The organism is Synechococcus sp. R8-2, from assembly GCF_047461715.1.
Lineage (GTDB): Bacteria > Cyanobacteriota > Cyanobacteriia > Thermostichales > Thermostichaceae > Thermostichus.
In genome coordinates, this window is record NZ_JANSHQ010000123.1 from 1 (window position 1) to 12840 (window position 12840).

Consider the following 12840-nt stretch of genomic DNA (forward strand, 5'->3'; position numbering starts at 1 on the left):
TTCCACAGGTTTTCCACAGGCTGTCGAAGAAAGCCTGGGATATTGCTCTGGGCTTGTCGGCCTTGCCTGGCCACCTGTAAGCTGACACGGGATTTTTGGCAAGACCCCAGAGGAGCGGGAAAGTGCTCTGCGCACCAGAAGCGGCAAAGGAGGTCAGGATGAGGATGGGACAGCGCCTGACCCAAAATTGGGCTGCTGCAGGAGCGAGTCGCAATAGGGATGCGGTCTAGAGTCCGTACCCGCGAAGGGCCAGGCGTAGGTCAACGGGATCCGTTTTGGTGATGGCGGGAGCGCAGCACGATCACGTCAGAAAGCTGGCGCAGTTGACTTTGAACCTGGGTGAGCTGTTTCTTATCACGTACATCGATACAGAGATCGATCAGGGCGGTGCGGTTGGCAAAAGTTTGTACCTTAGCATTGCGAACATTAATGCCTTGATCCGATAGGCGGGAAAGGATGTCCCGCAGCACCCCGACGCGGTCGATAACCTCCAGATGCAGTTCTACCGGGTAGATCTGGGTGCTCTGCCGCAGTTGCTCTTCGTTCCAGCGTACTGGCACCAGGCGTTCCCCCGAAACCTGAGCCACCCGTGGACAGTCCTGATGGTGGATACTAATACCCTTAAAGCGGGTGACTACGCCCAAAATCGGATCCCCCGGCAGCGGATTACAACACTTGGCCAACTGGTGTTTCAGACCCTCCACCCCCAGAATGGGAGATTGGGATTTGATAGAACTGGGAGCCGCAGAAGCCCGTGGCAACAACAGCTTGGATCCCTCAAGCGATTCCTCCTCTGTGGGAGCAGATACTGCCGGCCTGCTGACCTCCTGCAGCCGATGGATCACCAGCGTGGGGGTTGTCTCACCATAACCCAGAGCGGCTAACAAATCCTCTACACTGGCGTAGTTGAGCTTTTCGGCTACCTTCTGCATCCGCTCTGATTTGAGCAGGGCATCAAAGCCCGTTTTGCCCAGCTCCCGCTCCAGCAAATGCCGGCCCCGCGCGATGTTTTGCTCGCGATTGGAGCGCTTAAACCATTGGCGAATGCGATTGCGGGCAGAGCTGGTGGCAACGAAATTGATCCAGTCCAGGCTGGGATGGGCATTTTTGTGCGTGATGATCTGCACAATGTCGCCGTTGCGCAGGCGGGTATCCAGGGGCACGATCTTGTTGTTTACCCGCGCTCCTGCACAGTGATCCCCAATTTCGGAGTGGATGCGATAGGCGAAGTCCACCGGACAGGATCCCTGGGGCAGAGCCAGCAAGTCCCCCTTGGGCGTAAAGACGTAAACCTCGCTCTCAAACAGGTTCTCGCGAAGGGTGTCCAGATACTCCTTGTCATCTTTGAGGTCGTTTTGCCACTCCAACAGCTGTCGCAGCCAGGTGAAGCGCTCCTCGTCGGGCTTGACAGTGGTGCTGCCGGCCTCCTTGTACTTCCAGTGGGCGGCGATCCCGTACTCAGCCACGCGGTGCATCTCTTCGGTACGAATCTGCACCTCCACCGGTCGTCCCTGCAGGCCGATCACTGCCGTGTGCAAAGATTGGTAGCGATTGGCCTTGGGCAAGCCAATGTAGTCTTTGAAACGCCCGGGGATGGGGCGAAAGCAGTTGTGAACGACTGCCAGCACCCGATAGCACTCGCTGTTGGTATGCACGATCACCCGCACTGCCGAGAGATCGTAAATCTCGTGAAATTCTTTGTGCTGCTGCTGCATCTTGCGATAGATGCTGTACAAATGTTTGGGCCGTCCGCTGATCTCAAAGCGTTCCAGTCCCGCTTGAAGAAGGTTCTGCCGCAGCTCTTCGATAAAAGCTTGGATCTCGGCCTCTCGCTCGGCGCGCTTGGCGTTGACCAATTCCTGAATCTTCCGGTAAGCCTCGTAGTCCAGATACTTAAAAGCCAAGTCTTCCAGTTCCCATTTGAAATGCCAGATCCCCAGCCGGTTGGCCAAAGGGGCGAAAATTTCCATGGTTTCGGCTGCAATTTGCCGTTGCTTACTGGGGGAGAGATACTGCAGCGTGCGCATGTTGTGTAAGCGATCCGCCAGCTTGACCACGATGACTCGAATATCTTTGGCCATGGCCACAAACATGCGGCGGAAATTTTCCGCTTGCTGCTCGGTTTTGCTGGAGAAATTGAACTTAGAGAGTTTGGTAACTCCTTCTACCAGTAGGCGAACTTCAGAGCCGAATTCAGCTTCCAGGGCTTCTGGGGTAACTTCTGTATCCTCAATAACATCGTGCAAAAGGCCAGCTGCCACCGTCACCGCATCTCCCCCCAGCTCCCGCAGGAGAGTAGCCACGGCTACCGGATGGGCAATGTAGGGATCCCCCGATTTGCGTTTTTGGCCCTGATGCAAACAGTAAGAAAACTCAAAGGCACGGCGCAGCAGATCGGCTTCTTCAGCCGTGTAGGGCCGCAACCCATCGCCGGGATCCTCGGCACCGGAAAGCAGAGCACGCAGCCACCCTGGCACCTCAAAACCGAGGCTATTCAAGTCGAGACCTCTATCTGAGGTGGCAATGACAGCCGTCTGACCCATGCGAACCCGGCGAAAAGGGATGTTTAATTACTGACTATAGTTCATCCAGCTTAGCCGCCGACAGATTAGAGGAGGAAAAAACGGCTGGAATAAAAAGAGGCATTGGCTGTCTGCCAACGCCGACCGCTTGCCATCCTCGGCAGATCGAGGCTTAGTCTTCGCCCCACTCCTCGCAGTCGCCGATTAAATCGCAGAGGGGATCCGAGGGGCAGTAGTCTTGCAGCTCCAGCTCTTGGGCAATCGCCTGCCACTCCCGCTGCGGGAAAAAGGGTTGCAGGTGGGCAATGGCTTCGGAGCGGCGCAAGACCCCCTGCCGGACAAGGCGACGAGCTTCCTCCTGGATGGCCTCAACCGCATAGTGGGTGGCTTGTAAAGTGGGCATAGCTTAACCTACACGTGGAATGGATGGGACGCACCGAAGGGTCAGGGAAAATCTTGCCTCGCTACCCCCATCATAGAACTGGGTCTCGTTTCGTAGCAAGAGATACAAGTTTGTATTGCAGGCAACCTTAAGGCCCGCTTAAAAGCCCAAGCCATCGGCTCCTGCGGTCACTATGCCTTTTTCTGGGTTCAGAGTGACGATAGATCCATCCCGGATTAAGCGGGTAGCATCCTTGACCCCCACCAGCACCGGCACCCCCAGCCGCAGGCCAATGACTGCTGCATGAGAGGAGGCTCCCTCTTCTTCGGTAATCACGCCGGCTGCCTGTTTGATGGCCTCCACATAGTTGGCGTCGGTGGATTGCGCAACCAAAATGTCCCCGGCGGTGATTTTGCCGGCATCGAGGCTGGATCTCAGGATGCGGGCCGGGCCGCTGACAATGCCCTTGCCAAACCCTTTGCCTTGAGCCACCACCGCTTTCACCACATCCACCTTGATCAGATCGGTGGATCCCGCAACGCCTGGCAGGGTTCCTGCACTGAGCACCACCAAGTCGCCATCCTTGAGCAAGCCATCTTCCTGAGCCAAGCTGATGGCCGCTTGAAAGGTCTGGCGGGTGGTGGCCAAATCCATAACCAACAGCGGATGTACCCCCCAAACCAACTGCAGCCGCCGTGCCACTTCCACATGGGGGGTTACGGCTAGGATGGGAGTGCGGGGGCGAAACTTAGAGACATTGCGAGCAGTAGCCCCTGTTTTGGTCAGGGTCATCACGGCTACAGCATCCAACTCTTGGGCGATCTCCCCCACGGCGCGGCTGATCGAGTCGGTGATCAGGGTTTTGGGCCGCATCCCGGCAGGACTGTTGCCGTTGTTTTGGCTCAGCTCCTGCATGGCAAAGGCGCGAAGGCGTTGTCGTCGGTCGGCGGAGGTCAGGTCAAAGTAATCGCGCTCGGTGCGCACGGCAATGCGGGCCATGGTGGCAACGGCCTCGACGGGGTATTTGCCCACAGCCGTCTCGTTGGAGAGCATGACGGCATCGGTGCCATCCAAAATGGCGTTGGCCACATCGGAGATTTCGGCACGGGTAGGCCGGGGGCTGTGCACCATGCTGTCCAGCATTTGGGTGGCCGTAATTACCGGGATCCCCAGGGAGTTGGCCAGGGCGATCACCCGCTTCTGCAGGATCGGCACCTCTTCCGCAGGCAGCTCTACCCCCAGATCTCCCCGCGCCACCATCACACCGTCGCTGAGGGCCAAAATCTGGGGCAGCTGTTCAATGGCCTCGTGTTTCTCGATCTTGACGATGATGGGTACCCGCTTGTCGGCTGAGCCCGAAGAAGGCCGTTTGGCAGAGGCAATGAGCTCCCGCAGCTCCAGCACATCAGAGGGATCCCGCACAAAGCTGAGGGCCACCCAATCCACCCCTTGGTTGAGGCCGAAGTAGAGATCTTCTTTATCCTTTGGGGTCACGGCGCGGATGCTCAGGCGCACACCGGGGAAATTGACCCCCTTGTTGTTGGAGAGGGTACCCCCGACAATGGTGCGGCAGAAGAGTTCGCCCGCTTCCGGATCCACGGCTTCCACCCGCATCTCCACTCGACCATCGTCGATGAGGATCGTCGCTCCTTCGGGCACTTCTTGGGCCAGCTTGTCGTAGGTGACCCAACTGCGCTCTTGGGATCCCAAGACGGGCTTACTGGTCAACACAAAGGGATCCCCTGCCTTGAGGGTGATCGAGCCTTCGGCGAACTTGCCCAAGCGGATTTTGGGCCCCTGCAGGTCTTGCAAGATGGCGACCTGGATGCCCAGATCCATCGCGGTTTGGCGGATCAGGCGAATGCTGCGGCGGTGTAGCTCGTGATCCCCATGGGAGAAGTTCAGGCGAAGGGTGGTTGCCCCTTGCAGGATCATCTCCCTGAGAATGGCTGGATTTGAGCTGGCAGGGCCGATGGTGGCAACAATTTTGGTGCGTCGAAAAGAATCCCTCAAATGCATGTCCACTGTTCCCAAGGGAGAGCAGCCCAGATCCTTCCCCCACATAGGGATCTCTCTGATTACGATAACCCGTTATGTCTTTTTTGAGGCACCGCTTTTTTAAAATCCCCAGCGAGAGAGGATGGGAAAATAGGCAAAGCAGAGTGTAGAGATCCATCTGGAGTCGAGCGATGCCGGTTGCCCCCGAATACGCCTTCCCCTTCGAGCACCATCAGAAGTTCTCTCTGGATAACCCCACCATCTCCAGCCCAGGGGTTTCCAAGCGGGAATACATAGCCAGCAGAGTACTGCAGGGTATCGTGAGCAATCCCCAGACTCCCGTCGGCGATTTGTCTCCTGAGCAACGACAGGCTTTGGTCTATACGGCGGTGTTGTTGGCAGATGATTTGTTGGCGGCCCTCGGCGCTCAGTAGAGAGGTTCTTGAGATTGCAGCGCACCCTCTTGGGGTGAGGTTTAGGCCGAGGTTGACCGTTCGCGGCGGGGGGCCGTAGGCTCTGCTACTACCTACGCCGCAGCCGTTGAGTCAACTCTTCCCCCAAGCGCATCCATTCTGCCATCCCTTCGGGATTCACCTGTCGGTCATCCTGCCAGAGAATGAGGTGGGCGCCGGCCCCTTCGGCACAATAGTTGGGATATTGCTCCAAAAAACTGAGGACGCCGGGATGAAAACGTAGCCGAACTTGAGCTTCATCCTGTCCTCGCAAGAGATAGCTCCGAGAAAACTTAGGGTGGCTCTCGAAGTTGATATCTTGCATGCCAAAGGCTTTGGCGATGCCGTGGAAAAAGGCATTTTCGGGGTGCAGCCGAAAACGCGGCAGATGAAGATCCTCGTGATAGGCGTAGAAGACGGACTGGCGATAAGTGCTGGAACTCTTGCCCCTGCCGCGGGTGTATTGGTAATCAAAAACGGTAATCTCAGTGCCATCGATCAGCCGCTTGGACATCGAATTATAGAAACGCCGCCCATGGCCTCGTTCAAACAGTCCAAAGCCTGCTTGCAACAAGCGAGATCGAATCTCTTCAGGCAACTGGGCAGAAAAGCGCATTCCTAGCTGTGCAGCTACCCGCTCCAGAGCTTCTCGACGTTTCTTTTCGTGGTAAAGGGCTAGAGCCAAGATCCCGGCAGCCAGAGCTAAAAACAAGATAAAAATAAGCAACCCCATACCGTCTCCCTCGGCTTAGCCACTGCAGTGCCCATCCCCACAATACCTGAGCAGATTTCCAAAAGGATCCCTGCCTTCGACCATTCAGCCGAGCGGTCTCCTCTTGTCTTTTGTAGAGAAGTGACCCAATACAGCTGAGTGTGTCAAAGTTTGACGAAATTGTAGGGAGCGGTGAAGTTGTTGTAGCGAATGCGCAGCCGCCCCTGGAAGGTCTGGTCTAGCTCCTCTACTTTTTGGGCAAAAACCGGCTCATCTTCCCAATTGATCAAAAACGAGCCGTTGTAGGCCATGTTTTCGGTGAGCAGATCTCCTTCTACGCGGTCGCTGGCCAAGGGGCTGAGGGCTGCTGTAAAGGTCTGGGCAATGCGCTGACGTCGCTGCTCTAAGAGCTGCTCCAGAGCCCGTCCGATCTCAACTACCGCGTCCAATCCCAAAGGAGCGCCGGCCATTTCGTCTCGCCGAGCTTTGAGGGCAGGGTTTTCCTCTAGCCCCAGCTTGAGCTCCTGCTCGGGATCCCAGAAGACTTTGACTCCCACCTCCCGCTTGCCCTCCAGGCGCTCCAGCAGAGCCAGCAGATCCGCCAAGCGGGGCTGCACCAAGTCCTGTTCCACCTGCTCCCAGCCGCTCACCACCAGGCCAAATTGCAGAGGCAGCAGAGCCCGGTGTCCCTCGTTCATCACTTTTTCCAGCACGGCCTCATGGGCGAGCAAGTTGGCCCGGCTGGCCAGGTAGCGCTCCTGTCGAGCCTGGGAGTACAAGAAGGCCAGGGATCCCAGCCCATGAACCTGCACCGGCTGCTTGTCCAGCCCCACCACACTCAGATGACGCGGGCCAGGGGCAGCGACGATCCCGTAGAGGTAGAGGGCGCTATGGGGATTTGCCGTTGGCATTGCTGCGGGCATCTCCGATCAGCCACGTGAGGTTGGACTCTTCGGTGTCGATGGCATTGCCATCCGAGGAAATGCAGTAGCGACCCATCACCATCTGGTGGCGTAGGGTCACGCCTGCCGCAATCTGGGTGTAGTTAAAAATCAAGCTGCCATCCAGCGTACACCCTTCATTCAACACACATCCGTAGCCAATTGCCGTGGGGCCGATGAGTTTGACCCCGTCCGCCAAATAGCTGCTGGCCCCGATGTAGACCGGTGGCTCGATGTGGATGCGATCCCAGTTGGCGCGGATGTTGATCCCCGTCCATACGCCGGGTTGAATCTGGATCCCAGGCACCTTGACTCCCTTGATCTCGCCGCGCAGCACTTTTTGCACCGCCAGCCAGTAGTCGTGGGTGCGGCCAATGTCCACCCACTGAAAGTCAGCCGTGATCCCATAAAAGGGGGCACCCGCTTTCACCAAGGCCGGGAAGAGATCGCTGCCGATGTCGTAGGGGCAGCCAGGGGGAATGTAGTCGAACACTTCCGGCTCGAAAACATAGATGCCGGTGTTGATGGTGTGGCCGAGGGCCTCTTCCCGCCTAGGCTTTTCTTGGAAAGCAGTGATGCGACCCGTCTCGTCGGTGACTACCACCCCATAGCTGGAGACCTGGCTGGGATCCACCTGCCGCAGGACCACAGTGGCCAGCGCTCCCTTGGATTTGTGGAAGTTGACGATCTGCGTGAGGTTCAGGTCGATCAGGGCATCCCCACAGAGCACCACAAAGGTACTGTCGAAAAATCCGGAGAAATCCTGGATCTTGCGCATACCGCCAGCGGAGCCCAGAGGTTCGGCCACCGGCTGGCCGTTCTCAAAATGGCCTTCGAAGGAAAAGCCGATGTGAACCCCCCATTGCTGCCCATCTCGAAAGTAGTCTTCGATTTGGTGGGCCAAGTGGCTGGTGTTGACCATGATCTGGTCGAAGCCGTGTTCCCGCAGCAGCTCCACCAAAAATTCCATGACAGGCTTGTGCAAAATGGGGATCATCGGCTTCGGCATCATGTAGGTGATGGGCCGTACCCGCGTGCCTTTGCCTGCTGCCAGGATCATGGCTTTCATGCCGTCGTCACTCCTCCGGGCTAACCGTGCTCTGACTTTATCATCCCAGGATCGGCATTCCAGAGAACCGGCGGGGCTTTCAAGAGGCTGGGGAATCGCTGCTGGGATTCCGATCCCCTACAATCAAGGGGGCTTGCTCTTCTGGGCATTTCGCCAAGGGTTTCCCCTGAGCCCCTCGTTTTGCCCCGTCTCTCCTGAGAGTTCCACCCGGCAGACGGGGATCCCAGCATTCTTACATTGATTGCTCCTGGCCCAAGATTCAGACGGATGTATCAGACAAATGTAGTAGATCCTGAAAAAGATGCTGGATGGCCGTCCCGACAGCCCACCCATCACGATTGCCCTGGCCAAGGGGGCCTTGCTGCCTGAGGCCATTCAATGCCTGCAGCAGGTGGGGATCGATTTCAGCCGTTTTTTGGATCCCGGCAATCGCCTGCTGCGGATTGAATCCCCCACCCGGCTGAACGGACAACGCTACGAAGCGCTGCTGGTGCGCACGCACGATGTGCCGGTGTACGTGGAGTACGGGCAGGCGCAATTGGGCATTGTCGGCTACGACGTCTTGCGGGAGCGCTATGCCGGCACCGAAGCGCGGGTGGCCCACCTGTTGGATCTCCAATTTGGCCACTGTCGCATGTCGGTGGCCCTTCCCCAAGATAGCCCCTACCACTCGGCAGCTCAGTTGCCTGCTCATGCCCGCGTGGCATCTAAGTTTGTCGGCTGCGCCCGGGAGTATTTTGACCGCCTGGATTTGCCGGTGGAGCTTATCTCTCTCTATGGTTCGGTGGAGTTGGCCCCCCTCACCGGCATGGCCGATGCCATCGTCGACTTGGTAGCCACAGGGCGCACCCTGAGGGAAAACGGCCTGATTGAGCGAGACTGCCTATTCGAGAGTACAGCTCGCCTGATTGCCCATCCCATCAGCTACCGTGTCAACCAACAGCCTATCCGCGAGTTGATCACCCAGATTCGGGAACGCTGGCTGGGATCCCTGTTGGTGGGTGGCTAATTTTGAGGCACTTCCTCTGAGGGGGATCACGATTGCGTACAATGGGGGCATTCGGGCTTATTTCCCCCAGCAGCGTTCAGATTCAAAAAAGGTTTTTCGAGGTTGATTATGCGGTACCGTCCACTGCTCGCCATCCTGTTGGCGCTTTGTTTGAGCGTCTTTGCTGTTCCGGCTAAGGCTGCCAAGGCGCCGCTGACCTATGACCAGATCCGCAACACCGGCAAGGCCGCCATTTGCCCTTCGGTCTCGGACAATGCCCGGGGCCGTATCGAAGTGCCTAGGGGGGGATCCCTGAAGCTGACGGATGTCTGCTTCCAGCCGGTGCAAATTGAGGTGGAAGAGGAAAAGCGGAACGGCGAGAAAGAGTTCATCAAGGCCAAAAACATCATGATCTCAGCGGCCACTCTGGGGCCGATTAAAGCCGAGGTGACTCCCAAAGACGGTGCGCTGGAGCTCAAAGTGGTGGATGGGATCACCTTTCAGCCGACCACCGGCCAAATGCCCCGCCGCGAGCTGGTGCCGTTTCTGTTTAGCGTGAAAGACTTGGTCGCCACTGCCCAGGGCTCCGCCATTGACCCTTCGACCGATTTTGAAGGGGAGTTCTTGGTGCCCGGCTATCACAGCAGCACCTTCCTCGACCCGCGCGGGCGGGGATCCAACACCGGCTACGACACTGCGGTAGGTCTACAGGCTGCCAAAGATGATTTTGCCACCAACCGCAAGGTGGACGAGGTTTCCCAGGGGAAAATGTCCCTGCGGATCGCTCGCGTGGATCCCAGCACTGGCGAAATGGCGGGATCCTTCGTTAGCATTCAGCCTTCCAGCACCGAGCAAGGGGCGATGGAACCCCACACTGTTCGCATTCAAGGCCTGTTTTACGCCCGCCTGGCGCAGGAGTCTTGAAGAGGCTTGAGGAAAGCCGAGAAGAGATCCAATTTCGGGCTTGAGATGGGCAGAGATCCCGGCGATCCCTGCCTATTTCTGTTGATACTATGTCTGTCTGGGTTTGCCCGTTGGGGAAGTGTGCAGCGATAAAGTCTGGGCCAGATGCCGCCACAGGTTCATTTGCAGATGGCCGATGCCACTAACCTGCCTTTTATGTTGACTCTGGACCCAAGGGGACTCTCAATCTGGACTCAAGGAAGCCCTTTGTGAGTTCCGCTTCAGCCAGTACCGCCACCAGTGCGGATCCGAGTTCTGCTGCGCTTGCTACCCTGAACGGAGCCACTTTGCCGCAAGATGAGGTTCAGGGCAACGAGGGAAGCGATGGCCAACTACGACTGGATCGTGATCGGTGGCGGGATTACCGGGGCAGCCCTAAGCTATGAACTGGCCCGCCAGGGGGGATCCGTTCTCCTCGTGGAGAAAGAAGCGGTGCTGAAGGGGGCAACCCGCTACAGCTACGGGGGCTTGGCCCATTGGGCGGGCAAAACGCCGCTGCTCAAAGCTCTGGGGGAAGAAGGGATCCAACGCTACCGCACCCTGTCAGAAGAGCTGGAGGCAGATATTCAATTTCGTGAGCTGGACCTGCTCATGCCCATTGCCCCCGGCTACGATGCAGAGGCCGTTGAGGCGGATCTGGCCGACTGTCGCATCCCACCCCGGCGGATTTCGGTGGCGGCAGCCTGCGAGCTGGAGCCGCTGCTGGATCCGGCCGCTCTGGAAGTAGTCCTCTGGGCTCGGCATGGCCACATCAACCCCTTGTTGACGGCGCTGGCCTTTCAAAAAGCCTTTCAACGATTGGGGGGATCCCTCTTGATCGCAACAGCAACGGCCCTGCGGCGGCAGGGAGCGCGCATCACGGGCGTAGAGTCCGGAGCCGACTGCTACGGAGCAGGCCAGGTGGTGGTGTGCGCCGGCGGCTGGACACGGGCTCTGTTGCGCCAAGCGGGAATCCGGGTGCCCATCTACTACACCCATGCCGAATCCCTGGAGCTGGAGCCCTCGGATTTGCAATTGAAAGCGTTGGTGATGAGCGTGCCCGTGCAACGCTTGGAACTGGAACGACAAGCCGCCCATCCCGATCGGGATCCCCTTTGGGACGAGCCAGGGCACGAGCTTTGCCCGCCGATTCTGGATGCCGGGATCCTGCAATTTGTAGATGGCAGCATTCGCATGGGCCAGATCAGCCGGGTATTGACGGATCCCCATGCCGAGGTGGATGCAGCCGCCAGCGAAGCCCAGATCCGGGCACAAGCCGGTCGCTACCTGCCCAAGTTGGCCCACCTGCCCGGACGGTGGTATCACTGCTTGGTGGCCTTCAGCGCCGATCACCAGCCTCTGGTGGGATCCCTGCCCGGTTGGGAAGGCTTACAACTGTTTTCCGGCTTCAGCAACCCCCTGCCCATCCTGCCCGCTTTGGCCCGTCGCTTCGCCCAACAAGCCTATGGACAAGCGGATGAATGGATCCCTGCTCTGTCGCCGGCGCGGTTTGCCCAGGTTTTGAGTTGATGCCTTGCCTATTCTCGATGACCATCGCCAACAAGTCTGGAATACGGCTATCCCGTCTGCAGCATAATGAAAGCCGGAAGTTCTCTGCGTCGGATCTATGCCCAACAGCTTGCCCAGCTCCGTCGATCTCAGCCAGAAGCGCATTTTGCTCACAGGGGGCAGCGGCTTTTTGGGCAAACATGTGCTGCAACAGTTGCAGGTGCTGGGGGTAAAGCCGGAGCAGGTGCGCATCCCGCGCTCCCGCACCCAGGATCTGCGCCGTTGGGAAGTCTGCCAAGAGGTGGTGCAAGGGCAAGATATCGTCATCCATTTGGCCGCCCACGTGGGTGGCATCGGCCTCAACCAAGCCAAGCCGGCAGAACTCTTCTACGACAACCTCATCATGGGATCCCAGCTCATCCACGCCGCCTACCTGGCCGGGGTGGAGAAGTTTGTCTGCGTGGGCACCATCTGCGCCTATCCCAAGTTCACCCCCGTTCCCTTCAAGGAAGAGGATCTCTGGAACGGCTACCCGGAAGAGACCAACGCCCCCTACGGCATCGCCAAGAAAGCCCTGCTGGTGCAGCTGCAGGCCTACCGGCAGCAGTACGGCTTCAACGGCATCTACCTCCTGCCGGTGAACCTCTACGGCCCCATGGACAACTTCGACCCCGAAAGCTCCCACGTCATCCCAGCCTTGATCCGCAAAGTGCACGAAGCGCAGCAACGGGGCCAAAACTACGTCGAAGTGTGGGGGGATGGCAGCCCCACCCGCGAGTTTTTCTACGCTGAAGATGCGGCCCGCGGCATTGTCATGGCCACCCAGCTTTACGACGGGGCGGATCCCTTGAACCTGGGCACCGGTGAAGAGATCTCCATCCGGGATCTGATTGCCCTCATCTGCGAGCTGATGGAGTTCCGGGGAGAGATCCGCTGGCAAACGGACAAGCCCAATGGCCAACCCCGCCGCTGTCTGGATGTCTCCAAGGCCCGAGAGAGGATGGGTTTTGTGGCCAAAGTCGGCTTGCGGGAAGGGCTGCAGCGCACCATCGACTGGTACCGCCGCCACGCCTGCTCTGGGCAAAGCTAGGCAACCCCTTGGCTCTCCAGCCGGCCATCCTCCATGTGCAGCACCCGATCTGCAATGTCCAGGATGCGGTTGTCGTGGGTCACCATGAGGATGGTGCAACCCTGCTCCCGCGCCAGCTTCTCCATCAGGGTCACCACCTCGCGGCCCGACTTACTATCTAGGGCTGCCGTGGGCTCGTCCGCCAGCACCAGCTTGGGATGGCTAACCAAGGCGCGGGCAATGGCCACCCGCTGCT

The 12840-nt window shown here is 58.5% G+C and carries 11 protein-coding genes and 1 pseudogene; 5 read left to right on the forward strand and 7 right to left on the reverse strand.

Annotated features, from left to right (window positions below; genetic code table 11):
* Positions 1-260: 260 nt before the first annotated feature.
* From NW819_RS03420 to pyk, 3 genes are all read right to left on the reverse strand, one after another.
* A complete protein-coding gene (locus tag NW819_RS03420; protein WP_414412890.1) occupies positions 261-2543 on the reverse strand; it encodes a RelA/SpoT family protein in 2283 nt (760 codons plus the stop codon).
* Positions 2544-2694: 151 nt separating this feature from the next.
* Positions 2695-2925 (reverse strand): DUF4327 family protein, encoded by a 231-nt coding sequence (locus NW819_RS03425; protein ID WP_414412891.1) that lies wholly within the window; start codon positions 2923-2925, stop codon positions 2695-2697.
* 138 nt (positions 2926-3063) lie between these two features.
* A complete protein-coding gene (gene pyk / locus NW819_RS03430) occupies positions 3064-4923 on the reverse strand; it encodes a pyruvate kinase (RefSeq protein ID WP_414412892.1) in 1860 nt (619 codons plus the stop codon).
* A gap of 170 nt (positions 4924-5093) precedes the next feature.
* On the opposite strand from pyk, the gene NW819_RS03435 reads away from it, so the two are divergent.
* The gene (locus tag NW819_RS03435; RefSeq protein WP_414351871.1) at positions 5094-5336 is read left to right on the forward strand and encodes a hypothetical protein; all 243 of its coding nucleotides are present in this window, start codon (positions 5094-5096) and stop codon (positions 5334-5336) included.
* An 88-nt stretch (positions 5337-5424) separates the two neighbouring features.
* On the opposite strand, the gene NW819_RS03440 is transcribed toward NW819_RS03435, so the two are convergent.
* The 3 genes from NW819_RS03440 to NW819_RS03450 all read right to left on the reverse strand — a co-directional run bounded on the left by NW819_RS03440 (position 5425) and on the right by NW819_RS03450 (position 8076).
* Positions 5425-6087 carry a hypothetical protein gene (locus NW819_RS03440; protein ID WP_414412893.1) on the reverse strand — a complete coding sequence of 221 codons (663 nt, stop codon included), beginning with the start codon at positions 6085-6087 and terminating at the stop codon, positions 5425-5427.
* A gap of 143 nt (positions 6088-6230) precedes the next feature.
* On the reverse strand, positions 6231-6977 hold the full coding sequence (locus NW819_RS03445; RefSeq protein WP_414412894.1) for a GvpL/GvpF family gas vesicle protein: 747 nt from the start codon (positions 6975-6977) through the stop codon (positions 6231-6233).
* Positions 6955-8076 carry a sugar phosphate nucleotidyltransferase gene (locus NW819_RS03450; RefSeq protein ID WP_414329069.1) on the reverse strand — a complete coding sequence of 374 codons (1122 nt, stop codon included), beginning with the start codon at positions 8074-8076 and terminating at the stop codon, positions 6955-6957. Before NW819_RS03450 ends, NW819_RS03445 begins: the two co-directional genes overlap by 23 nt.
* 301 nt (positions 8077-8377) lie before the next feature.
* Between NW819_RS03450 and hisG the strand changes: the two genes are divergently transcribed.
* From hisG to NW819_RS03470, 4 genes are all read left to right on the forward strand, one after another.
* Complete coding sequence (gene hisG / locus NW819_RS03455) at positions 8378-9085, forward strand: ATP phosphoribosyltransferase (protein WP_011433162.1); 708 nt, start codon at positions 8378-8380, stop codon at positions 9083-9085.
* A gap of 108 nt (positions 9086-9193) precedes the next feature.
* Positions 9194-9988, forward strand: a complete 795-nt coding sequence (locus NW819_RS03460; protein ID WP_414412895.1) for a photosystem II manganese-stabilizing polypeptide — start codon at positions 9194-9196, stop codon at positions 9986-9988.
* 363 nt (positions 9989-10351) lie between these two features.
* A complete protein-coding gene (locus NW819_RS03465) occupies positions 10352-11536 on the forward strand; it encodes an NAD(P)/FAD-dependent oxidoreductase (RefSeq protein WP_414412896.1) in 1185 nt (394 codons plus the stop codon).
* Between the two features lie 97 nt (positions 11537-11633).
* Complete coding sequence (locus NW819_RS03470; RefSeq protein WP_041436472.1) at positions 11634-12605, forward strand: GDP-L-fucose synthase family protein; 972 nt, start codon at positions 11634-11636, stop codon at positions 12603-12605.
* Here the strand turns inward: NW819_RS03470 and NW819_RS03475 are convergent.
* Positions 12602-12840 (reverse strand): annotated as a pseudogene (locus NW819_RS03475) (ABC transporter ATP-binding protein); the annotation flags it as partial. The gene NW819_RS03470 and the pseudogene NW819_RS03475 sit on opposite strands and share 4 nt — an antisense overlap.

What these genes read in the sequence shown, in the direction of transcription:
- NW819_RS03470 (WP_041436472.1), top strand. Translation starts at nt 11,634, where the DNA reads ATGCCCAACAGCTTGCCCAGCTCCGTCGATCTCAGCCAGAAGCGCATT.
- NW819_RS03460 (WP_414412895.1), top strand. Translation starts at nt 9,194, where the DNA reads ATGCGGTACCGTCCACTGCTCGCCATCCTGTTGGCGCTTTGTTTGAGC.
- NW819_RS03440 (WP_414412893.1), bottom strand. Translation starts at nt 6,087, where the DNA reads ATGGGGTTGCTTATTTTTATCTTGTTTTTAGCTCTGGCTGCCGGGATC.
- pyk (WP_414412892.1), bottom strand. Translation starts at nt 4,923, where the DNA reads ATGCATTTGAGGGATTCTTTTCGACGCACCAAAATTGTTGCCACCATC.
- NW819_RS03435 (WP_414351871.1), top strand. Translation starts at nt 5,094, where the DNA reads ATGCCGGTTGCCCCCGAATACGCCTTCCCCTTCGAGCACCATCAGAAG.
- NW819_RS03420 (WP_414412890.1), bottom strand. Translation starts at nt 2,543, where the DNA reads ATGGGTCAGACGGCTGTCATTGCCACCTCAGATAGAGGTCTCGACTTG.
- NW819_RS03450 (WP_414329069.1), bottom strand. Translation starts at nt 8,076, where the DNA reads ATGAAAGCCATGATCCTGGCAGCAGGCAAAGGCACGCGGGTACGGCCC.
- NW819_RS03425 (WP_414412891.1), bottom strand. Translation starts at nt 2,925, where the DNA reads ATGCCCACTTTACAAGCCACCCACTATGCGGTTGAGGCCATCCAGGAG.
- NW819_RS03465 (WP_414412896.1), top strand. Translation starts at nt 10,352, where the DNA reads ATGGCCAACTACGACTGGATCGTGATCGGTGGCGGGATTACCGGGGCA.
- hisG (WP_011433162.1), top strand. Translation starts at nt 8,378, where the DNA reads ATGCTGGATGGCCGTCCCGACAGCCCACCCATCACGATTGCCCTGGCC.
- NW819_RS03445 (WP_414412894.1), bottom strand. Translation starts at nt 6,977, where the DNA reads ATGCCAACGGCAAATCCCCATAGCGCCCTCTACCTCTACGGGATCGTC.